At 63.8% G+C, this 20,434-nt stretch carries 21 protein-coding genes; 8 read left to right on the top strand and 13 right to left on the bottom strand.

Going from position 1 to position 20,434, the window contains the following annotated elements:
* Nucleotides 1-216: 216 nt before the first annotated feature.
* Genes HLH45_RS15365 through HLH45_RS15385 form a run of 5 tightly spaced genes read left to right on the top strand, consistent with a single transcriptional unit; the run spans nucleotide 217 to nucleotide 3,171 of the window.
* Entirely contained in the window at nucleotides 217-1,083 is an 867-nt protein-coding gene (locus HLH45_RS15365) for an MBL fold metallo-hydrolase (RefSeq protein ID WP_008575719.1), read from the top strand.
* On the top strand, nucleotides 1,080-1,520 hold the full coding sequence (locus HLH45_RS15370) for a YeeE/YedE family protein (RefSeq protein ID WP_008575717.1): 441 nt from the start codon (nucleotides 1,080-1,082) through the stop codon (nucleotides 1,518-1,520). Before HLH45_RS15365 ends, HLH45_RS15370 begins: the two co-directional genes overlap by 4 nt.
* Nucleotides 1,517-1,948 (top strand): DUF6691 family protein, encoded by a 432-nt coding sequence (locus HLH45_RS15375; RefSeq protein WP_008575716.1) that lies wholly within the window; start codon nucleotides 1,517-1,519, stop codon nucleotides 1,946-1,948. Before HLH45_RS15370 ends, HLH45_RS15375 begins: the two co-directional genes overlap by 4 nt.
* Entirely contained in the window at nucleotides 1,945-2,385 is a 441-nt protein-coding gene (locus HLH45_RS15380) for a protein tyrosine phosphatase family protein (protein WP_008575714.1), read from the top strand. The genes HLH45_RS15375 and HLH45_RS15380 overlap by 4 nt, the downstream gene beginning before the upstream one ends.
* 24 nt (nucleotides 2,386-2,409) lie before the next feature.
* Nucleotides 2,410-3,171: a sulfite exporter TauE/SafE family protein gene (locus HLH45_RS15385; RefSeq protein WP_074053121.1), complete on the top strand. Its 762-nt coding sequence runs from the start codon at nucleotides 2,410-2,412 to the stop codon at nucleotides 3,169-3,171.
* 167 nt (nucleotides 3,172-3,338) lie between these two features.
* Here the strand turns inward: HLH45_RS15385 and HLH45_RS15390 are convergent, their stop codons facing one another.
* The 9 genes from HLH45_RS15390 to HLH45_RS15430 all read right to left on the bottom strand — a co-directional run bounded on the left by HLH45_RS15390 (nucleotide 3,339) and on the right by HLH45_RS15430 (nucleotide 12,133).
* Nucleotides 3,339-4,142, bottom strand: a complete 804-nt coding sequence (locus HLH45_RS15390) for an SDR family NAD(P)-dependent oxidoreductase (RefSeq protein ID WP_008575709.1) — start codon at nucleotides 4,140-4,142, stop codon at nucleotides 3,339-3,341.
* A 53-nt stretch (nucleotides 4,143-4,195) separates the two neighbouring features.
* Entirely contained in the window at nucleotides 4,196-5,722 is a 1,527-nt protein-coding gene (locus HLH45_RS15395) for a GMC family oxidoreductase (RefSeq protein ID WP_008575707.1), read from the bottom strand.
* Complete coding sequence (locus HLH45_RS15400; protein ID WP_033479000.1) at nucleotides 5,719-7,083, bottom strand: alpha/beta hydrolase; 1,365 nt, start codon at nucleotides 7,081-7,083, stop codon at nucleotides 5,719-5,721. Before HLH45_RS15400 ends, HLH45_RS15395 begins: the two co-directional genes overlap by 4 nt.
* A 289-nt stretch (nucleotides 7,084-7,372) precedes the next feature.
* Nucleotides 7,373-8,041 (bottom strand): glycosyltransferase family 2 protein, encoded by a 669-nt coding sequence (locus tag HLH45_RS15405; protein ID WP_008575703.1) that lies wholly within the window; start codon nucleotides 8,039-8,041, stop codon nucleotides 7,373-7,375.
* A complete protein-coding gene (locus tag HLH45_RS15410) occupies nucleotides 8,038-8,640 on the bottom strand; it encodes a class I SAM-dependent DNA methyltransferase (RefSeq protein ID WP_008575701.1) in 603 nt (200 codons plus the stop codon). Before HLH45_RS15410 ends, HLH45_RS15405 begins: the two co-directional genes overlap by 4 nt.
* Entirely contained in the window at nucleotides 8,637-9,395 is a 759-nt protein-coding gene (locus HLH45_RS15415) for a PIG-L deacetylase family protein (protein WP_008575699.1), read from the bottom strand. The genes HLH45_RS15410 and HLH45_RS15415 overlap by 4 nt, the downstream gene beginning before the upstream one ends.
* Nucleotides 9,383-9,901: an acyl-CoA dehydrogenase family protein gene (locus tag HLH45_RS15420; protein WP_029819477.1), complete on the bottom strand. Its 519-nt coding sequence runs from the start codon at nucleotides 9,899-9,901 to the stop codon at nucleotides 9,383-9,385. The genes HLH45_RS15415 and HLH45_RS15420 overlap by 13 nt, the downstream gene beginning before the upstream one ends.
* Nucleotides 9,902-10,767: 866 nt before the next feature.
* The gene (locus HLH45_RS15425; protein ID WP_008575693.1) at nucleotides 10,768-11,358 is read right to left on the bottom strand and encodes an O-methyltransferase; all 591 of its coding nucleotides are present in this window, start codon (nucleotides 11,356-11,358) and stop codon (nucleotides 10,768-10,770) included.
* Between the two features lie 298 nt (nucleotides 11,359-11,656).
* Nucleotides 11,657-12,133, bottom strand: a complete 477-nt coding sequence (locus HLH45_RS15430) for a BLUF domain-containing protein (protein WP_031422802.1) — start codon at nucleotides 12,131-12,133, stop codon at nucleotides 11,657-11,659.
* Nucleotides 12,134-12,202: 69 nt separating this feature from the next.
* Between HLH45_RS15430 and HLH45_RS15435 the strand changes: the two genes are divergently transcribed.
* Both HLH45_RS15435 and HLH45_RS15440 read left to right on the top strand, forming a co-directional pair.
* Nucleotides 12,203-12,394 (top strand): hypothetical protein, encoded by a 192-nt coding sequence (locus HLH45_RS15435; RefSeq protein ID WP_046934669.1) that lies wholly within the window; start codon nucleotides 12,203-12,205, stop codon nucleotides 12,392-12,394.
* A 13-nt stretch (nucleotides 12,395-12,407) separates the two neighbouring features.
* Nucleotides 12,408-12,872: a hypothetical protein gene (locus HLH45_RS15440; protein ID WP_031422804.1), complete on the top strand. Its 465-nt coding sequence runs from the start codon at nucleotides 12,408-12,410 to the stop codon at nucleotides 12,870-12,872.
* Between the two features lie 168 nt (nucleotides 12,873-13,040).
* Here HLH45_RS15440 and HLH45_RS15445 read toward each other — a convergent pair whose 3' ends face one another.
* Nucleotides 13,041-14,195 carry an epoxide hydrolase family protein gene (locus HLH45_RS15445; protein ID WP_008575686.1) on the bottom strand — a complete coding sequence of 385 codons (1,155 nt, stop codon included), beginning with the start codon at nucleotides 14,193-14,195 and terminating at the stop codon, nucleotides 13,041-13,043.
* A gap of 1 nt (nucleotide 14,196) precedes the next feature.
* Nucleotides 14,197-15,111 (bottom strand): NmrA family NAD(P)-binding protein, encoded by a 915-nt coding sequence (locus tag HLH45_RS15450; RefSeq protein ID WP_031422808.1) that lies wholly within the window; start codon nucleotides 15,109-15,111, stop codon nucleotides 14,197-14,199.
* A gap of 181 nt (nucleotides 15,112-15,292) precedes the next feature.
* On the opposite strand from HLH45_RS15450, the gene HLH45_RS15455 reads away from it, so the two are divergent.
* Nucleotides 15,293-15,934: a TetR/AcrR family transcriptional regulator gene (locus HLH45_RS15455; RefSeq protein ID WP_008575681.1), complete on the top strand. Its 642-nt coding sequence runs from the start codon at nucleotides 15,293-15,295 to the stop codon at nucleotides 15,932-15,934.
* Nucleotides 15,935-16,082: 148 nt separating this feature from the next.
* Here the strand turns inward: HLH45_RS15455 and HLH45_RS15460 are convergent, their stop codons facing one another.
* Together HLH45_RS15460 and HLH45_RS15465 are read right to left on the bottom strand one after the other, a co-directional pair.
* Complete coding sequence (locus tag HLH45_RS15460; RefSeq protein WP_008575680.1) at nucleotides 16,083-19,208, bottom strand: multidrug efflux RND transporter permease subunit; 3,126 nt, start codon at nucleotides 19,206-19,208, stop codon at nucleotides 16,083-16,085.
* A gap of 50 nt (nucleotides 19,209-19,258) precedes the next feature.
* Nucleotides 19,259-20,371, bottom strand: a complete 1,113-nt coding sequence (locus HLH45_RS15465; protein WP_008575678.1) for an efflux RND transporter periplasmic adaptor subunit — start codon at nucleotides 20,369-20,371, stop codon at nucleotides 19,259-19,261.
* Nucleotides 20,372-20,434: the final 63 nt, after the last annotated feature.

Consider the following 20,434-nt stretch of genomic DNA (forward strand, 5'->3'; position numbering starts at 1 on the left):
CGAGGCGTGGGGACTGCGGATCAGGAATGTAGAGGGTAACGGCTAGGCACTGCGGCTGAACGAAAACGGCCAGCGCCAATCTGATAGTTGCACAGTATAAGTAACTATGAGATTGTTTCTTTACTCCTTCTCGATGCTGCCATCGTGAGTCATCCAACACGCGACACCTGCCTGGCAGCGGCCTGCGCTGTCGTGGAAGACACCCGCTCCGGTCGCATGAGCGCGCCGCACGTGGCGACATTCTTCGACCCGGTGACCTTTACCGCCAGCCACGTGGTCCGAGACCCTGGCTCGTCGGCCTGCGCCATCATCGACAGCGTGCTCGACTTGGACATGGCGTCAGGCCGAACTGCGACCGGCTCCGCTGAAGCGCTTGCGCACTACGTGCGTGACGAGGCGTTACAGGTGCAATGGCACCTCGAAACACACGCCCATGCCGACCACCTGTCGGCTGCGCCGTGGCTGCAGCAGCAGGTGGGCGGACAGCTCGCCATCGGCGAGCGCATCACGGCCGTGCAGCAGACCTTTGGCAGCCTTTTCAACGCCGGCAAGGAATTCAGCCGGGACGGCAGCCAGTTCGATCATCTGTTCGCCGACGGCGCAGCATTCACGATCGGGCATCTGCACGCAGTGGCGCTGCATGTTCCCGGACATACGCCCGCGTACATGGCTTACGTCATCGGCGATGCGCTGTTTTCAGGCGATACGTTGTTCATGCCGGACTACGGCACGGTGCGCTGCGATTTTCCGGGCGGCTCGGCACGCCAGCTCTATCGCTCCATCCAACGGCTGCTGAAACTGCCCGATGCCACGCGTGTCTTCGTCTGCCACGACTACAAGTCCGCAGGCCGGGCCCATTTCGCATGGGAAACCACGATTGGCGCGCAACGCAGCGCGAATGTGCATCTGCATGCGGGCGTTTCCGAAGCGGACTTCGTGAAGATGCGCGAGACACGCGACGCCACGCTTCCCATGCCGCGCCTTCTGCTTCCATCGGTGCAAGTCAACATGCGCGCCGGTCATCTGCCCACGCCGGAAGACAACGGCGTGCGTTATCTGAAGCTGCCGTTGGACGTGCTATGACGCTCCCGCACCTCGCCTGGTATTGGCCGCTGATTGGTGGGCTGATGATCGGCACCGCCTCTGGCGCGTATTTACTGCTGGTCGGCCGCATCGCCGGCATCTCCGGCCTGCTCGCCGATGCGCTCGGTCTGCACGCGGGCGGCGCGCGCTCGCTGTCCATCCTGTTCCTGGCCGGGCTTCTGACAAGCGCAGGTGTGGCATTGGCGCTCAAGCCCATCACGCTCGCGCCGCTGAGCGGCACCAGCATGCCGGTGCTGATCGTGGCCGGCGTGCTGGTGGGCTATGGAACCCGTCTGGGTGCCGGCTGCACCAGCGGGCACGGAGTGAGCGGCCTGGCAAGACTGTCGCCGCGCTCGATCGTCGCCACCACCGTGTTCATGCTGCTGGGCATGGCAACAGTGACGGCCGTGCGGGCTGTCGCTGGAGCGGGCGCATGATCCGCGTGGCGGCTTTTCTCTGCGGCGCCTTGTTCGGGTTGGGCCTGGTGATTTCGGACATGGCCAATCCTGCACGCGTGCTTGCCTTCCTCGATGTCACCGGTGCCTGGGATGATTCGCTGGCCCTGGTGATGGCAGGCGCGCTGATCCCTTCGGCCATCGCCTACCAATGGGCGCGCGCACGCCGCACTCCCTTGCTCGCCCCGACACTGCAGCTGCCGCAGCAGCGGCGGATCGACCGCAAGCTGGTGATCGGTGCGGCGCTGTTTGGCATTGGCTGGGGTCTGGCCGGGGTCTGCCCTGGCCCCGCCATCGCGCTGTTGGCGACCGGCCAGGCGTTCGCCTTGGTGTTCGCTGCCTCGCTGGTGGCAGGCGTCTTCCTCCACAGCTTTCTCCATCGCGCCGGCGCGGGAAAACACGTCGCATGAAGCTGCGATCGCTTTCGCCTGCCCTGCTGGTGGCCGGCCAATTGTTGCCTGCCGATCTTCCTGCCCTGGCCAGCCTGGGTGTCGCCAGCGTTGTCTGCAACAGGCCAGACAACGAGCAGGCGGATCAACCCGATCATCTGGCCATGCAATCGGCCTGCGCGCAGGCGGGCATGCGTTTCGCTTATCTGCCCGTTGTCGCCGGCGCCATTTCGGAGGACGACGTGCAGCAATTTTGCGAAATGCTGGAGCAACTGCCCGCGCCCGTCGTCGCGTATTGCAGGACGGGAACGCGCTCGACGTCGTTGTGGGCGCTGGCACAAGTCCGCACCCTCAGGCTCACCACAGACCAGGTTCTGTCGATCGCCGCCGGCGCAGGTTACGACCTTTCCTCACTCGCTCCGCGTCTCATTCGCGACGCGCCATCCAGTCCTGAGTAAATACCGGTCATGCAAACCCTTTCATTGCTGCAGCTCGTGCTGGGCGGGCTTTCCGGCGTGTTGGTCGGCTTCGTGCTGGGACTGGTCGGTGGCGGCGGCTCCATTCTCGCTGTCCCGCTGATGCTGTATCTGGTCGGTGTGGATAATCCGCATGTGGCCATCGGGACCAGTGCATTGGCCGTCGCTGCCAATGCGCTGTCCAACCTGTTCGTGCATGCCCGCCGTGGCAATGTCAGGTGGCCGTGCGCCTCGGTCTTCGCCCTGGCCGGCGTTGCCGGCGCCTACCTTGGTTCGAGTCTGGGTAAGGCCGTCGACGGACAACGGTTGCTGGCGCTGTTTGCGGTATTGATGGTGGTGATTGGCCTGCAGATGCTGCGCAAGCGCAACGCGCAAGAGAATGCGGCTGCGCGCATCAGCAAGGAAAATGCACCCGCGTTGGTCGGGCTGGGAACGCTCGCTGGCGGATTTTCCGGCTTCTTCGGCATCGGCGGCGGTTTCCTGATCGTGCCGGGCTTGATGACCGCCACCGGGATGCCAATGTTGGCCGCGGTAGGCAGCTCGCTGGTGGCGATGTCTGCCTTCGGTCTGACCACCGCGGTGAACTACGCGTACTCCGGGTTGGTGAACTGGCCACTGGCTGCCGCGTTCATCGTTGCCGGCAGCGTAGGTGGCATGGCGGGAGCACGTGCTGCAGCGGCGCTAGCCGGGCATCGGGGATTGCTCAATAGCGCATTTGCATGCCTGATCTTCCTCACTGCGGGCTACATGTTGTGGCGGGTGGTCTGACCGGTTGTCGTCTCATCTGACAGCCCCACGCAGCTTCACCATCGGTTCGAGAGCGGCCACCGACGATCTGCCCCGCCCTCGCCAATTGCACGGGGATTTGCTTGGATAAGACATGCGGCGGACAGTTGGGCAATGCACGTGCTTGCCGCTGCACAGCGCCGCCCGCCTCAGCCGGCGATGGTGAATACCGAGCCCGAGTCCACGCGCACGCCGGCGCCGTTGATGAAACTGGCGCGCTCCGAGCACAGGAATGCGACGACGGACGCCACTTCCTCTGGCCGGCCGCGCCGCTTCAGCACCATGCCGGGGCGTTCTTCATCCAGGAACGAGGCGATGGCTTCTTCGACACTGGTTCCGTTTTCTTGCGCGCGCTTTTGCATCATCTTGTCGGTCATCGGTGTTGCGATGAAGGCAGGCGACACCGTGTTGACCAGCACATTGTCGGCGCCATAGGCCTTTGACAGCCCCTTGGCCAGGCTCAGGATGCCGGCCTTGGACGCGCAGTAGGCCAACTCATCCACGTACGGCTGCACTGCATCTTCGGACGCGAACAACACAATTCGCCCCCACTGCTTGCGACGCATGGCAGGAATGGCCTGGCGGCACATGCGCACCGCGCCCATCAGGTTGATGTCCAGCGTTTCGAGCCAGCCGGCATCGCTGACCTCCAGGAAATCGCCGGTGGCGCCGGTCACGCCGGCGGCGTTGACGTAGATATCCGGTTCGCCCAGTTGCGCGCGCACCTGGGTCCAGATGTGGACGACCTCCTGTTCCTGCGTCACATCGCCTTCGACGGCGATGATCTCGCCCAGGCCGGACAGCTCGGCCACTGCCTGGTCGAGCGTGCCGTTGGGAAGATCGGTGATCGCCACGCGCACGCCGGCTTCGAGCAGCTGGCGCGCAGTCTCCTTGCCCATGCCGGAGTCGCCGCCGCTGATGAGGGCGATCCGCTGTTTGATTCCGAGATCCATGTTGAGCTCCTGGTCGTTGAATACGTGATGGCGCAGTGCTGGCGCAGCTATCGCTAGCGCGCAAGGAAGCGTTCTGCGGTGCGCAGCGCGAGTGCCATCTGGGTCAGTGCCGGATTGGCTGCCAGTGCGCTGGGAAACACCGAGTTGTCGCAGATGTAGAGGTTCGGCACGTCGAAGGTGCGGCCATCGGGATCGACCACGGCCTGTGCAGGATCAGTCCCCATGCGGCAGGTCCCGAGCGTGTGGGCCGAGCGCGCAGCCGCGAAGATGTTGCGGGCGCCAGCGGCTTGCCAGATCGATCCAAGCACTGCGCGCGCATGGGCGTCGATGGCCTGCTCATTGGGGCCGTAACTGAAATCGATGCGCGCCTTGCGCTGCCCGAAGGCGTCCCGTTCGTCGGACAAGGTCAGGCGATTGGCGTCCTGCGGCAGGCATTCGCCATTGATGCCGATACCGGCCAGGCGGTTGTAGCGCCGCAGCGTGGCGACCAGGTCCCTGCCCCACAGGCCGGCACCGCGCGCCAGCGTGTTCGCCAGCGTGATCGGCTGCACGCCCAGGCTCTGCACCAGATAGCCGCCAATGAAGCTGGCGTCAGCCGGGCGCAGCATGTCTTCGCTAATGAGCGAAGACGGGTAGCCGCGATTCATGCGCATGTCTGTGTCGAACTCGCCCCACACCTGGGTTGCCACGTGCGCCATGAAATTGCGGCCCACCTGCCCGCTGGAGTTGGCCAGCGCCAGGTTGAGCAACAAGCGCGGTGTCTCCACACCCCCTGCGCACAGGAAGACGGTGCTGCAGCGCTGGCGATACTCCTGCCCATGCTGGCGGTAGATCACCGCGGTCACCGCGCCGCGGCCGTCGCGTTCAAGATCGACCACCCGGCTGTCAGTGCGCAATTGCGCACCATGCGCCCTGGCCAGCGGGAGCCATGTGGTGTCCACGCTCACCTTGGCGGCGTTGCTGCAGCCCTGGTGACAGGCACCACAGTTGTTGCACGCCGCACGCTGGCCCCAATGTGGCTGCTGATGCGGCCTGGTGACCAACGCAGCGGGTGCATCGGCGGTCCGGATGCCAAGCGCGCCGCAACCGTGCGCCATGGCCGTGGCCGACGCATTGCGTTGTGGTGGCCGATACGCATAGCTGCGCTCGGGGTCCCACGGGTAGTGCACGGGACCGGAGACCCCGATGAAGGTTTCCACGCGACGAACGTAAGCGACCAACTCATGGTGCGGAATCGGCCAATCGGCGCCCTGCCCGGTCTGGGTCAGAAGGCTGAGATCGCGCTTGTCCGGCCGCGGGCAGAACGCGCCCCAATGCAACGTCGAACCGCCCAGTCCGCAGCCGGAATTGTTCGGCCCGAACGCAGTGGGCGTTTGCCCACCGCTCAGACGCTCCTCCATCCAATAGATGCCGGTGGTCAACTCATCGGGAATATGCGAATCCGGCGTAAATGCCGCGCCGGCTTCCAGCACGACAACCGAGACGCCGGCTCGCGCAAGCCGCGCCGCAAGCGGGCCGCCCCCCGCTCCGCTGCCGACCACCACCACATCGACGCTGTCCTGGCCACCCGCGTTGCTCATTGGGCAGTCTCGGGCGCACGCAATTGCCAGTGCTCATCCCGGCCCGCTGCCGTCTCTACATAGCCGACGGGGCCACTGCCCGTGTCGTTGCCGACCGCAAAACCGTCGTAGCCCAGCGCAGCCATGGTGGCGGGAAGGCTGGTCCAGGTGCGCACCACATCCGCACGTACATCCTCGAACCAATGCGCGAATTGCCCCGCATCCAGGCCGTGCGCAGAGGTATTGCCCACCACCGAGTGCGCGATCTCCTGCAGCCAGCGGTCCTGGTCCTTGGCCGACTGTTCGGCAAAGCCGCCGGCCAATGCATCGAGTGCATCCAGGCCAAGCGCCATCGCCAGGCGATCGTCTGGCAAGTCTGCGTACCGCCAGCCATCTCCCGTGCCTTCTGCAAGCTGCAGGTCGATGCGCCGCGCAATCTGCGCCGCATCGCCCGCGCCATCCAGCACGCGTGCAGCCACGGCGGCGAGCACGTTCAACTGCCGCGGGTTCAACACGCCCTCGCCCGAGGCCGGCGGCCCCGCGTGCCGCGCGAGCAAGGTCTTGCGCATGCGCGGCGCAACGCGCTCGGAGTTCAGCAAGACAATGAAGTCCTCAGGCAGGCAGTTCTCAATGCAGCGGTCTACATGCGTTGCGATCAACCGCGCCAGTTCCTGCGGCTGTTCATAGGGAATCAGATGCGCGGCGTCGGCCACGATGGCGAACTGCGCATGCGCATAGTGCGGCGCATTCAGGCGCCGCTGCGCAGCCTCACCTAGATCACCATCCTGGCTTCCCGCGACAATCAGTGCCGGCACGCCGATGCATCCGGTCTGCGCCGTGCAGTCTTCGCGACTGCCGTGTGTGAGCCATGCCATCCATGCACTGGGTGCGGTGCGCAGAACGTCGTTGATCGCAGCGTCCCTGATTTCATCAGGCAGCGGGCAGGCGCAGTTGGCATCCACGAACTGCGCTGCCTCCACGCGCGCAGGCTGCCCTGTTTCGAACCAGGCAAGCATGGTGCGCCGTCGCGGTTCCTGCATCGGTTCGGGGGCTGGCGGTGACGCGGCAACCAGCACCACGCCAGCCAGCCCGGCAAGGCCCGCCACACCGTCGCGTGCCCGGGCCGCCGTCAAGGTAGCGATCTTTCCGCCCATGCTATGCCCCACTGCAAACCAGCATGCTGGTTGCCGCCTGATGACTTCAGCGCTAAACCAGTCAACAAGCGCGTTCGTGTCGAAGTGGTCCAGCGCAGGTGCATCGCCGAATCCTGGGATGTCCAGGGCAATACAGTCGAAGCGGCTACCCAACTGCGCGATGACATGGCTCCACTCCTGTCGGCTGGCGCCGAGCGCATGCAGGAAGAACAGCGTTGGCTTGGCCATGTCGCACCTTGTGAGTCGGTTCGGCATGGTGGCGTACGCTTCGTCCACGCCCCGTGCAGATGAGGTCGACAGCCGGTCAGCAGGTGTCAGGCGCTGGGCCGCGACATGCCGTGGTTCGACTGCGGCGATGCCGCGGATGCGCTTCAAGTCGCTGGTCTTGCCTGGCCGTAGCCCTGCAGTCGTTGAAGCAAAGACACGTTTTAGCTAAAGCGCATCTGCTTGGCGAATCGAAGACATGCGGCATGGCTATGACATCTTGCAAAGACGGCCCAAAGCGTTGCGTTACCGACTACGCAGGCACGCAGGTCGAGGCTTCCAGCTGCTTCAAAAAATCCGAGAATCCGCCAATTGCCCGTGCCTGCCTGCGGGCACTGGTCCACACCACCGAGCGTGGCGACCAGGCGATTGACGCGTTGATCGCCTGCAGCGCGTGGACCAGCGCAACGTCTTCGCTGCAGGTCAACGCAGAGAACCCACCGCATTGTTGATAGAGCGCGGTGCTCACACCGAGGTTGGCGCCGTGAATGCGGCCATGACCTTGCCCAGTTGCCTCGGTCTGTTCGAACCTGCAACGCATTTCATCGGAATAATCCAGCCAATCCTCCACCTGCACGACACCGCAGAACACGTCCGCGTCGGCCCTGCGCTGTTCCACCAGCCAATCGGCCGGGACGCGCGAATCAGCGTCGGTCACGGCCAGCCAATCGGCGCCCAGTGCAATGGCCTTTGAGGCCGCGGCGGCCCGTGCGATGCCGACGCCGCCGGGCACGGGTACGTCGATCACGTGCGCGCCCAACGCCAGTGCCAGCTCTGCTGTTGCATCCGTGCAACGGTCCACCGCGACGATCACCTCCACAGCCTCGTGCAGTTCGGGGTGCGATGCGGCGAGAAACACCGATGCAAGGCAGGCGGCCATGCACTCGGCCTCGTTATGTGCCGGAATGATGACGGCGATCATCGCAAGCCTTCGTGCTGTGCCACCGACAATGGCTGCGCGGTCCATGCTTCCAGCAGAAAATCACTGTCTTCATAGCGATAACTCAGCGGCAAGGTGAGCAGTCGGGCAATACAGGCATGGACCGCGATGCCATCTTGCTGTGCCTGTTCGAAAGGATGCTTCCAGTGGCAGGCCACCAGCAGTCCCTCCGGCGTGAGCGCCTGCTGCAGACGCGCGATCAGCTCGTCGAGTTCGGGGGCGGCGAGGTAGTAGCCGATCTCGCTCAGCACGATCAGATCGAAACGTCCCACCGGCCAGTGCTGCGGATGGCAAGCCTGCACGATTTCGACATTGCTGCGCTCCCCCACGCGTTGCTTGGCATGGTGTACCGCGGCGGCGGACATATCGGTTGCCAGCAAGCGATCGCAGCGGGCAGCGAGCCCACAGGTTGCTTCGCCGTTGGAACACCCCAGCTCCCATCCCCGTGCAAATCCCTGCCGAGGCAAGGTTGCCAGCAGGATGTCGCGTTTGCGTTTTTCGTACCAACGTGTCCCATAGCCGAACGGATCGTGCTGCTGGTAGATGCTGTCGAAATAGTCGGCGTTGGCCTGGGCGTTCATGGGAGATAGACCTCGAAGTCGCGCCGAAACCTCGCCAGCGCCCAGTCGGGAAGGATGGGGTTGCGCAGCGCAGGCGTGACGTGACCGGTCTGCGTCTTGAACGCAGACATCGCCTGCAGCTTTGCAGCGTGCGCATCGGCAGAAAGCACCAGACGCGTGGCCGATGCCAGCATCTGACTGTGGTCGGGGTCGTCCCAATGCCGTGCCCATATCGGAAACTGGATCAACCGCGCTCCGCATCGTGCAACTGCGGCACTCGCTGCATCTGCGCAGGCTTCGTGATCGGGGTGGCCATCGCGCGCATACGTCACCAGCACCACGTCGCGTGGTTGCAGCAGGTCGGCCAGCCGTGCACCAAGTGCGTCAATTCCCGCACGTACCTGGCCATCTCCCGCATCCAGCCTGACGATGCTGGAGGGATCGATACCCAGGCACGCCAGCGCGTCACGCAACTCCTCACGACGCGCAGCTGCCAGCCGCGCGGGCGGCCATGCGTCGTCCTGCGGATAGGCGGCTTCGCCATCGGTCACGGAGATGATCAGGACCTGCCTTCCCGATGCGATCGCCATCGCAAGCAGCCCGCCACACCCCAGCACCTCGTCATCCGGATGCGGAGAAACCACCACGACACGGGTGGCGGTGCCCAGTAGCTGGTCGAGGCTGCTGGTGAGCAGCGCATTCAACTGGCGCGATGCACGCCAGCGCTGTTCGCTGATGCCTTGCCCTGCGATCTGCTCGCCCCTCACAGCCGCCATGGGTTGACCTCGCGTGCATGCAGTTGTTCCCCCAGCCACTGCTCGTCTTTTTCACCGTGGGATTGGCGGATGAAGGCAGCCAGGTCGGCGCACCGTTGCGCGTGCGCGGCATCGCAGCACAGCGAGGCAGGCCCCAGGGCCAAGGCGGCGCGTTCGATCACGTCCCGGCAGACGCGGTCCATCACGCTACGTAACCGAATGACAGGCAGTTGATGGCTTTGGGTTGGAGCGTCGTCGATCGTTTTGGCCAGGTCCTGCAGCATCAGCCGTGCACCCGTCAGCCGTTCGTCGATGGCGCCCAGGTGTGCTGCGGCAAAAGGATTGTTTGCCACTCGTGGCGAGCGGCGGACATGCTCGGCAATGGCTGCGGCGGCGCCATACCAGCAGGCCGCGATGCCCGCCCCGCCATGCCAAAAACCCGGCCGCTGCAAATAGAATTCCGGCGCACCCAGCAAACGTGCCGGCGCATTCGCGAAATGGACGTTGCCAGTTGGAATGCCGAGCATGCCTGGTCCGTGCCATTGACTTGCATCAAGCTCGAAGCATCCTTGCCTCAGCGTCACCGCGGCAAGCGGCTGCCGATCGCCGTTTCGGACGGTCACCAAGGCGTGCGTCACAACGTCCAGCTCCGCGCTGCACCACGGCTTGATACCGGACACCGTGCTTGAGCTCGCTTCGTACGCCACGGTGTCATGCGGCCCGCCCGCTGCCCACACAGCCCACACCGCTCCATTGGAAGCTAATGGCTGGCCGGCCTCGGAAAAAATCGACACCGCGTCGTAATGCGCTTCCAGCACCTTGGCAAGCGGCAAGCTCGCAGCCCCCAGCTTGCTCAGCGCCTGCCATCGCGCGTACGTGCGTCCTGCGCCAGGATTGGGAAGTTGCGGCGTCATGCGCAGGTACTCACGCACGCGTTGCGCGAGCGCTGGATTTGGCGATAGCGAAGGTGTACCCGGCAGATCGTCGCGGGCGAGTGCTGATTGATACATACGCCAATCTAGGCGATGGCTCGTCAAACTCAAGTGAGCCAACGGCCAAGTGCCTCACCGTGACGGCAGCTGGATAAAGAACAATGCTTTGCCGCTTGACGATGGACGCAAGTCGTCGATGCAAGCCTGGCTTCGCCAATCAACACCGATCGCAATGCCACGCGTAAGAAACGTCACGCCGTGCGTGCGTTCGTGCAAGGGGAGCGAACAGAGTTTTGGTCAAGCGTTGTAACCGGACTCAGCCGATGCGAAGAATCAGTCGTGCTACCGAATGTCACTTCAAGCCGGAAAGAATCGACGGCTCGACCGCTCAGCAGAACAGGCGTGCATCAGCCTCAGTTGGAATCGTCGGGCGCTAGCCGCTGCGCAACGTCGCTCGCGATTCAGTCTGCAACGCGCACTGCCATGAACTGTCCGTTGCCAACCGGCACCTCGCTGCATCGGAAGGACATGTCGGCTCGGACAGCCTGCATGAAATCTGCCATCTCCGTCGCGTGTGAGGTGGCGTTGTCCACCACCATCAGGCCGGTGCCGCGCTTGAGCACGCGGCGCAGCTGCGGCCACCACCGTGCATAGGCGCTGCGGTCCGAGTCCAAAAACAGCAGATCGACGCTGCCATCGTCGGCGGTCTCCAACCACGTGCCTGCATCGCCCAGCACCTGCGTGATGTGCGCCTGTAGTCCGGCACGCACGAAGTTCGCCGCCGCCAGGGCGGCCTTGTCTTCGGCATGTTCCAGCGTGATGACGTGTCCACCGACGGCGATGACAGCTTCGGCCAGCCACAGCGTGGAGTAGCCATTGGAAGTACCCACCTCTAGCACCTGCCGTGCCCGCGTCGCGTGTACCAGCAGGGCGAGCAGTTCGCCGGTTTCGGGGGTGATATTCAGCATGCGTTTGCCACGTGCGGTTTCTACCGCATCGTTGTTGGCCCCAAAGCGCGACAGCTCCTCTTTCAGATCCTGCAACGTGCTCATGCCTTGAGTGCCTGTTGATTGCTGCAATGTGGGCAATGACCCTGGCATCGCCCTTCAGTACCTGGTGTGCTGCGCCGTGATGCGAGCGAATCGGATGCTCGATGCGCCTGCCTGATACAGCGTGCTCGCTATTTGCCATTCGCCATTCGCCATTCGCTCTTCGCCGAAAAGAACGCTCTACGTCGCTTTCGATATCGCTTGCATCAAGATGACTGCAGCCATGGCGGACACAAATCGGTCGCAGGAACCTCCCTGATGGGCGCCCTAGCGATGGGGTAGACCGTTCACCCGCGCCTGGTCATACATCAGCTGTCGGCGGCATGGCCCCCTCCCAGAACTCCAGCAACCGGGACACAGGCTCCGGCTTATTTCCCGCAGACCACAGCGCAAGGCGTGTGCGCGACCAGCGTTGTGCGCTGAGCTCGACGATTGACCCGGGAAGCACCTTGCGGCACGCCATCTGCCAGTCGGGAAAGTAACGCTCGACGATGGAGCCGTTGTAGACCTCTGCGATCACGTGATGGCGCGCAGACTGCTTGATGCGATCGTAGGTATGCTGCACCCCGGCAGGTGGGCCCTCGAAATACTGAAAAAATCGAGCGCCGTCGTAGAGCAGGACGCCGGTGATGGCGGCCAGCGCGTTGTGTGCACTGGAAGAGACAAGCAGCCGGTCGACCTCCCCCATCGACATGGGACGACGCACCTCGCTCACGTAAGCGATGGCCTGCAACGGTGGATTTGCCAAGAACTCATCCCGATAGGTGATCTGCTCCAACGTCCATTTCTGCAGAGTCGTCAGCGCCGGCTCCTCCTGAGATCGCTGCGAGCGCAGTATCAGGGTGTGATGCACCAATTAGCAATGCAGGCATTACAATTTACTTATACAGAGCGGCAACGCGCGTTCATGGTCAGCACGCTCAAGCCGCCTCGGCGCGGCGGTGCCATGCTGGCAGGTCAGTCGATCCGCTGCCCGGTGAGCGAAGACGCTGACGCGTCGCAGTGGCTGGCCGAAGACGTGGTTCGGGATCTCATCTAAAGGACGTCGATCAATGCGCGCATCGCTCCAAAGCCACCCGCAACCTCAATCGTGCCAGGCGAGGACTGCCGGCAAGCATGACCTTCATCGCGCCCCTTTACTGTCTCTGGCAGTGCTCGCCGTCATGTCGCTTGGAGGATGCGCCACCACGCCCCCGGCGACGGGTCATCTCATTGAAGGCCCTGTGCGCCTAGGCGAGATGGCAGCGGTCGATGGTCCCAGGGTACGGCCCGACCGAGTCGTCGAAGACAGCCGTTGCCCTACTGATGTTCAATGCATCGTGGAAGGCCGACTGATCGTACGTGCGACGGTGCTGGGTGGTGGCTGGTCCAGACAGGTTGACCTTACGTTAGGCATTCCGGTGCCTATTGCCGATGGCATGTTGACGCTGGTGGAGGCCACGCCCGTGCCCATCGCCCCGCAAACCGCCGACCGCTCTGCGGCGCGCTTCACCTTTACATTTCAAGGCGGTCGCTAGCCAAGCATGTCCTCAGGCTAACGATCCGCCTCTTGCATCAGCCGCCACGTCCCGCTGGCTCGAAGTTGTCCGCCCTCCCTTCGCTAAATAGCTCATCGCAGCCGAATGCACTGGATTGCCGCTGCAAAGCCCAATCAGCTAGTCGGACTCGATAAGATCCCGCAACCATTACCGCAGCGATTGAAAGGTGTCTCGGAGGTGGTCGACAAATGCCGGCGGATTTTCCATCGCAGCAAAATGCCCGCCCCGCTCTGCCTCTGCAAAAAAGCGCAGATCTGCGAAGCGTCGTTCTGCCCAGCGCCGCGAAATGCGTACTTGTTCTCCGGGAAACATGCTGATCCCGGTTGGCGTGGGCATCGGGTGCATGGGCATCGCAGTCCCAGCTTCCTGCGCAGCTTCCCAGTAAAAACGCAACGAGCTGGGCCCGGCATTGGGGAGCCAGTACAGCATGATGTCGTCGATGAGATGGTCCAGCGCGATCACGTTTTCCGGTTCGCCGCCGCTTTGGGAAACATCCTGGAAGAGCGCATAGATCCATGCGGCAATGCCGGCTGGAGAATCAGCCAGGCTAAACCCCACCGACTGCGGTCGTGTGCTTTGCAGGTGCATGTAGCCTGAAAATTCTCTCTGATAGCGCTTGGCATCGTCGAGCATCCGCTGCTCTGCTGGCGTGGCGTTGGCAATTTCTTCGGCGCTCGGGTCGAACATCACCATGTTCAGATGGATGCCCACCAAGCCGGGCGGCTGCATGAACCCAAGCGCGGTCGTGATCGCGCTGCCCCAATCGCCGCCCTGGGCGGTCCAGCGTTCGCCATAACCCAGCCGGCGCATCAGTTCGACCCATGCCGCAGCCGTTCGCCCCACTCCCCAGCCGCGGAAGGTGGGTTTCCCAGAGAAACCAAAGCCGGGCAACGATGGGATCACCAGATGAAACGCATCCGACGCCTTCCCGCCGTAGGCCACCGGGTCAGTCAGTGGGCCGATCACGTCGCGAAATTCCAGAATCGATCCCGGCCATCCATGCGTCAACAGCAATGGAAGCGCGCCCGGCTCCGGTGAACGCACATGCAGGAAATGGATATCCAGTCCGTCAATGGCCGTGCGACTGCTATTCCAGCCATTGAGCAACCGCTCGGTGGCGCGCCAGTCGTAGCCCGTCCGCCAGCGCTCGACCAGGCGTCGAATGCGCGCCGATTGTGGGCCCTGGCTGTGATCACTCACGGTTTCCGGACTGGGCCAACGCGTGTGCCCAAGACGTTGGTTGAGATCATCCAGCTCAGCCTGCGCGATGTTGATCCGAAACGGTGTCATGCCGTCAGTCATCTCAAGCCTCCGGTGCGTAGGTGTTCGCCAAGGTCTGGCGAGCTGACTGCCACGCGCGCGCGCCGTAGCGATCATTATCCAGATGGATCAACTTGCCGCGTCCACTCATCATGTCGCGCAGGTATTGCATGCCTTGCCAGGGTGGGAACGGGTCATCGCTGGTCGGCGTCAATGCGCGCACGACGCGGATGATGGCCGACATCGTGCCGATTCCGCCTGGCCTGAGGGTGCGATATCGCTCGCCCGTGAGCTCGGTGAGCAGGTGTGCGATGTCGTTGGGCGAAATGCTGTTGCCGGCAATCCGCAGATCGCGTGGAGCATTGGGATCCAGCGCCGCCGCTGCCGTGTAGCGGGCGACATCGTCTTTGGCAGTGAAATCGAGTTTCTGGTCTGCGTCGCCAAAATGCAGGACCCGGCGGCCCGGTACAACCAGGCGCGCACTGCCCTCAAGCAATTCCAGAAAGCCGCCACACAGAATCGATGTGGCCGAAATGGGCGTGGCGTTCAGTTGCTCTCTGAAGCGGCGCCGCAGGTCCAGATTGCGATTGTCGCCTGGCCGCGTCTTCGTGTAGTCCAGCGAGAAATCGGACGGAACAAAACGCGGGACGCCCGCAGAAACCGCTGCATGCAACAGGTTTCCCTGTTGACCCAACATGACCTCTTCCAAGCCGTTCAGTGCGCAAACCACACAGTCCGCGCCCATGAGCGCCTCGCGTAACCGCTCGGCGTCGTCGAGCTCAACATGTCGAACCTGGATGCCCTGCCCCTCCAACGACGCGACGCGGCTCTTCCCTGCCCCGTGCCGCACCAGTGCAACCACGGCCGCGCCCTGATCTTTCAGGGCCACCGCGATCCGGTAACCGAGATCGCCGGTGGCTCCAGCAACAACGACCTGCGAACTCGTCTGTGTGTTCACCACGTGCTTCTCGCTTGAGTCTTCGGGTGCCGAAAGCGGCGGGCAGCCAACGCACCAGGGGGCAGCAGCGCCCTGTTACATCGGCTCTCATGCATCGTGCTGGCGGGAAAGACCATGCAGCGAACAACTGAACGATATCGTTCAGTTGTTGAAAGCACAAGTGGCGTGTAACGTTTCGTCGATGAAGGCGGTCAAGCAAAAATCCAAAGGCGGCAGGCCGCCACCCGATAAAGCCGGCGATGTCGATCGGCGGCTTCTGGATGCGGCACTACAGCTCTTCCTGGAACGCGGCTTCGAGCACACTTCATGCGACGACATCGCGCGACTGGCAGGTGCCGGCAAGGCCAGCCTGTACGCGCGCTATGCCAACAAGGACGCCATTTTCGAGGCAGTGATTCGCCGTGATGTGCAGACACAGCCCCTGCCAGCCGCCCCCAGCGCCCCGCTGGATCTTGAGGGGCGGCTGAGGCTCGCAGGTCGAGGAATACTTGCGCACGCGTTGCAGCCGCAGACCGTGGCGATGATGCGCTTGGTCGTCGGCACCTCCATCCGGGCGCCGGAGCTTGCTGCGGAGGTCAACCGCATCGGCTGGGAAGGCGGGCTGCAACGTGTGCGCATGGCGATCCTCGATGGCCAAGATCAACCCGCCGATCCCTCTGCGTTGGCAGGCCACTTCGTCGATCTGGTGTTTGCGCCGCATCAACTTCGTGCGCTGCTGGGAGAACACCCGGCACGCCTGATCGACTCCGCAGCAGAGCGCGTGGAGTGGGCGCTGGGACTGCTCAGCGCTGCAGGCCAGCTAAAGACGAAACGTCCGCGCTGAGACGCGCTCAGCGCCCGCAAACAGGCTCGGGGCTTTGGAGCGCCTGCCGGTCGATTGCTGGCGCCGTCAGGTCGGCACGAACGCTATCGCGATTACTGCCGCCCTCTTCTCACGATCGACCGATGCCGCATGCAGTCGCCCGGCATGATCATGTGGAGGGCTCCGCCGGGTTTGCGGCTGCACTCCTGCGGGCAGCCACATACGCCATCACCCAGGTAAAAAAGATCGGGGTGAACACGACACCAAGCGTACTGGCCGCCAGCATGCCGCCGATCACGCCGGTACCCAACGCATTCTGGCTCGCTGCACCCGCACCGCGTGCGATCACCAGCGGAATCACGCCGAGAATGAAGGCCAGCGACGTCATCACAATCGGGCGAAAGCGCAGCCTGGCCGCCTGCATTGCAGCGTCCGGCACGCGCGCGCCCTGCGCATGCAGTTCCTTGGCGAATTCCACGATCAAAATCGCATTCTTGGCGGCCAGGCCGATGATGGTGATCAGGCCGACCTTGAAGTACACATCGTTGGAAAGGCCGGCCACCCACACCGCGGCGGTTGCGCCAATCGCGCCGATCGGCACGATCAGCATCACCGAAAACGGAATCGCCCAACTCTCGTACAGCGCGACCAGCAGCAGAAACACCACCAGCAAGGCCAGGCCGAGCAGCAGTGGCGCCTGTGTGCCGGCAGCTTTTTCTTGATACGACAGTGCAGACCATTCGTAGCCGATGCCCTGGGGAAGCGCAGTCGCCAGGCGTTCCATTTCCGCCAGCGCGTCGCCCGAGCTGATGCCTGGCGCAGCCTCGCCGGTGAGATTGACCGACGCATAGCCGTTGTAGCGGGCAATCTGCACCGGCCCCTGCTCCCACCGTTGCGTGGTGAACGCCGTCAACGGCACCTGCTTGCCGGTGCTGCTGGTGACAGACAGCGTGTCCAGTGATTGGGGCGTGGCGCGATCGCTTGCATTGCCCTGTACCACCACCCGTTGCAGACGACCGCGGTTGACGAAATCGTTGACGATCGTCGAGCCGAACGCGCTGGACAGCACCTCCATCGCGCTCTGAAAGCTCACGCCCAGCGCTTCGGCTTTGCCGCGATCCACTTCCAGGCGCAGCTGCGGCGCATCGGCAAGACCTTCCACCATCGCGTATGCCAGCTTGGGCGACTGATTGGCCGCATGCAGCAACTGGTTCACCGACTGCATCAGCGCGTCTCGCCCAAGATTGCCGCGGTCCTGCACGCGCAGCGAGAAACCGCCGGAATTGCCCAGGCCTTCGATCGGTGGCGGCATCACGGCCATGATGGTCGCGTCGCTGATGCGTCCCAGCGCCGCGTTGGCGGCCGCCACTTCGCTGGCCACCGATTCGCTGTCGCCGCGTTCGCTCCAGTCTTTCAGTGACGGAAAGGCCATGGCCGCATTGGCGCCGCTTCCGGAGAAACTGAAACCGTACACCAGCGTCACGTCCTGCATGCTCGGCCGCGCGGCGAGGTAATCGTTGACCTGTTGCCCGGCCGCGCGCGTACGGCTGTAGCTGGCGCCGGGCGGCAACTGCATGTCCACGATCATGTAGCCCTCGTCTTCCTGCGGTACGAAGGCCTCCGGCAGCCGCACGTATGCCAGCCCAAGCGCGCAAAGCAGCACGGCGTACACCAGCATGTAGCGCCCGGCACGGCGCACCAGGCGATGGTTCAAACGATCGAAACGCGACGTCAGCACGCTGAAGTTGCGGTCGAACCAAGCGAAGAATCCCTTCTTCTCATGGCGGCCGTCGATGGGTACCAGGAACGTCGCGCACAGCGCCGGTGTCATGGTCAGCGCCAGGAAACCGGAAAACAGGATCGAGACGGCGAGCACTGCGGAGAACTGTCGGTAGATCACGCCGACCGAACCGCTCATGAAGGCGAGCGGCAAAAACACTGCGGTGAGCACCAGGGTGATGCCGACGATCGCACCGCCCACCTGCGTCATCGCCTTGATCGAGGCATCGCGCGGCGACAGGCCTTCCCCGGCCATCAGGCGCTCGACGTTCTCGACCACCACAATCGCATCGTCCACCAGGATGCCGATCGCCAGCACCATCGCGAACATGCTCATCATGTTCACCGAGAAACCCAGCAGCTTCATCATCGCGAACGTGCCCAACAGGCACACCGGCACCACGATCGCCGGGATCAAGGTATAGCGGATGTTCTGCAGGAACACGAACATCACCAGGAACACCAGCGCCATCGCTTCGAGCAAGGTATGAAGCACCTTCCTGATTGCCACATTGACGAAGGTCGAACTATCGAAGGGCACCGAGTAGGTGATGTCTGCCGGAAAACGCTGCGAGAGTTCCTGCAGGCGCTGGCGCACCGCCGCCACGGTGGCGACCGCATTGCCGCCTGGCGCCAGCTGCACCGCCGCGCCGGCGGCCGGGCCACCGTTTTCCTGCACATCGAACTGGTAGTTCTCCAATCCAAGTTCCAGCTTCGCCACGTCCGACAGATGCACCACCGCGCCATTGGTCTGGGCACGCAGGATGATCTGGCCAAATTCCTGCGGCGATTCCATCAGGCCGCGCACCACCAGCGTGGTGGTCAATTCCTGATCATGCGCGCCTGGGCGTTCGCCCAGGCTACCGGCTGCCACTTGCAGGTTTTGCGCACGGATCGCGTTATTGACGTCGACAATGCTCAGCCCATAGCCGCGCAATGCCTGGGTGTCCACCCACACCCGCATCGCCGCTTCGGCGCCGAAGAACTGCACGCGTCCCACGCCGGGAACACGGCGGATCTCGTCGTTGACCACTCTGGCCGCGTAGTCGTTCAGGCGCACCACGTCCTGCGCGGCGGTCGCATCCTTGTAGACCAGCGAATACAGCATCAGGAAGCCGGCAGTGGTCTGTTCGACCTGCAAGCCAAGTTGCGTCACCGCTGCCGGCAGTCGCGATTCGGATTGACGAATGCGGTTCTGCACGTCCACCTGGGCGATGTTGGGATCGGTGCCGGGCTGGAACGTGATGGTGATCTGCGCACTGCCGTTGGAGCTGCTGGAGTCGTAATACAGCATGTCGCGCGCGCCGTTGAGCTCCTGCTCGATGACACTGGTCACCGCGTCGTTGACGACCTGGGCCGACGCGCCGGGATAGGTGGCAGAAATGCTGATCTGCGGCGGCGCCACTTCCGGATATTTTTCGACAGGCAAGGTGCGCAATGCCAGCAGGCCGGCGAGCGAGATGAAAATCGCAACCACCCACGCGAAGTTGGGGCGGTCGATAAAGAATCGGGACATGGACGGTCACCGGGGCGCCACGCGCCCGCACAGGCGGAATGAAGAGTGGTTCAGTGCGCGGCGTTCAACACGGCACCAGGCTGGATCCGCGTCGCGCCTGAGGCGATGTAGCGCTCACCGGCCTTCAGGCCTTCGAGTATCTGCCAGTCGGTGCCGACCATCGCGCCGGTTCGGACATCGCGCAGTTCGGCCCTGCCGTCGGCGCCCACGACCATCACCGCAGCGCTGCCGCCCGGTCGCCGCTGAATCGCCCGCTGCGGCACATAGACCGCGTCGCTGGCGGTACCGTTCGGCGTGCGCACGCGCACGAACATCCCCGGCAGCAACAGGTTGTCGCGATTGTCGAATTGCGCGCGCAGCGACACCGTATCGGTTGTTTCGTCCACCCGCATGTCCGCGAACAGCAGGTCGCCCTCTCGTGTCTCGCCGAGCTCAGGAATGTCGATGACGACCTTGAGCGGCGCCTCGCCTTTGCGGGCGCGACCGCGCAACTTCAGCGCTTCGGCGACCGGACGATTGAAGTCGGCGAAGATCGGATCGAGCTGTTGTATCAGCGCCATTTCTGTCGCCTCGCCCCCCTGCCCGACCAGCGCGCCCTCGGTGACCAGCGCCCGCCCGATGCGGCCGTCGATCGGCGCACGCACCGTGGCGAAGCCCAGCTCCAGTTGCGCGGTTTTCAGCGCCGCACGCGCCGACGCCACGGCTGCCTGGGTGCTTTTGAAATTGCTGCGGGCGGTGTCGAAATCCTGCCGGCTGATCACCTGCCGCTGCACCAGTTGCTGGCTGCGTTCGAACTGGGCGGCGGCATTTTCCAGCTCGGCGTCGCTACGCCTCAGCTCCCCGCGTGCGCGCGCCACCGCGGCCTCGAACGGCGCGGGGTCGATCTGAAACAACACCTGCCCTGCCCTGACGTCCGAACCTTCTTCGAACCGGCGTGCCAGCACCACGCCGGCCACGCGCGCACGAACCTGCGCTACGCGCATCGGCGAAACACGGCCGGGCAGATCGGTGGTCTGCAATACCTTGCGCGCCTGCGCGGTGGCGATTTCCACCGCTGGTGCAACCGAAGACTCAGCGGGTGGAGCGGCTTTGCCGCAGGCGGCCAGTGCGAACGGAAGGAAAGCGCACAGCGGAAAGAAACGGTAAGCGCGTTGGGCTGTCACAGCGCGGGGTCCAAAGGATGACGCGGGAATGATGCTCCATAGATCCTTATGAATCAAATATGA

The organism is Xanthomonas euvesicatoria (genome assembly GCF_013112235.1).
In the GTDB taxonomy this organism is placed as follows: Bacteria; Pseudomonadota; Gammaproteobacteria; order Xanthomonadales; family Xanthomonadaceae; genus Xanthomonas; species Xanthomonas euvesicatoria.

What these genes read in the sequence shown, in the direction of transcription:
- HLH45_RS15365 (WP_008575719.1), top strand. Translation starts at nt 217, where the DNA reads ATGAGCGCGCCGCACGTGGCGACATTCTTCGACCCGGTGACCTTTACC.
- HLH45_RS15380 (WP_008575714.1), top strand. Translation starts at nt 1,945, where the DNA reads ATGAAGCTGCGATCGCTTTCGCCTGCCCTGCTGGTGGCCGGCCAATTG.
- HLH45_RS15405 (WP_008575703.1), bottom strand. Translation starts at nt 8,041, where the DNA reads ATGATCGCCGTCATCATTCCGGCACATAACGAGGCCGAGTGCATGGCC.
- HLH45_RS15375 (WP_008575716.1), top strand. Translation starts at nt 1,517, where the DNA reads ATGATCCGCGTGGCGGCTTTTCTCTGCGGCGCCTTGTTCGGGTTGGGC.
- HLH45_RS15445 (WP_008575686.1), bottom strand. Translation starts at nt 14,195, where the DNA reads ATGACTGACGGCATGACACCGTTTCGGATCAACATCGCGCAGGCTGAG.
- HLH45_RS15425 (WP_008575693.1), bottom strand. Translation starts at nt 11,358, where the DNA reads ATGAGCACGTTGCAGGATCTGAAAGAGGAGCTGTCGCGCTTTGGGGCC.
- HLH45_RS15435 (WP_046934669.1), top strand. Translation starts at nt 12,203, where the DNA reads ATGCACCAATTAGCAATGCAGGCATTACAATTTACTTATACAGAGCGG.
- HLH45_RS15415 (WP_008575699.1), bottom strand. Translation starts at nt 9,395, where the DNA reads ATGGCGGCTGTGAGGGGCGAGCAGATCGCAGGGCAAGGCATCAGCGAA.
- HLH45_RS15390 (WP_008575709.1), bottom strand. Translation starts at nt 4,142, where the DNA reads ATGGATCTCGGAATCAAACAGCGGATCGCCCTCATCAGCGGCGGCGAC.
- HLH45_RS15440 (WP_031422804.1), top strand. Translation starts at nt 12,408, where the DNA reads ATGCGCGCATCGCTCCAAAGCCACCCGCAACCTCAATCGTGCCAGGCG.
- HLH45_RS15460 (WP_008575680.1), bottom strand. Translation starts at nt 19,208, where the DNA reads ATGTCCCGATTCTTTATCGACCGCCCCAACTTCGCGTGGGTGGTTGCG.
- HLH45_RS15420 (WP_029819477.1), bottom strand. Translation starts at nt 9,901, where the DNA reads ATGCTCGGCATTCCAACTGGCAACGTCCATTTCGCGAATGCGCCGGCA.
- HLH45_RS15410 (WP_008575701.1), bottom strand. Translation starts at nt 8,640, where the DNA reads ATGAACGCCCAGGCCAACGCCGACTATTTCGACAGCATCTACCAGCAG.
- HLH45_RS15370 (WP_008575717.1), top strand. Translation starts at nt 1,080, where the DNA reads ATGACGCTCCCGCACCTCGCCTGGTATTGGCCGCTGATTGGTGGGCTG.
- HLH45_RS15455 (WP_008575681.1), top strand. Translation starts at nt 15,293, where the DNA reads ATGAAGGCGGTCAAGCAAAAATCCAAAGGCGGCAGGCCGCCACCCGAT.
- HLH45_RS15400 (WP_033479000.1), bottom strand. Translation starts at nt 7,083, where the DNA reads ATGGCCAAGCCAACGCTGTTCTTCCTGCATGCGCTCGGCGCCAGCCGA.
- HLH45_RS15395 (WP_008575707.1), bottom strand. Translation starts at nt 5,722, where the DNA reads ATGAGCAACGCGGGTGGCCAGGACAGCGTCGATGTGGTGGTGGTCGGC.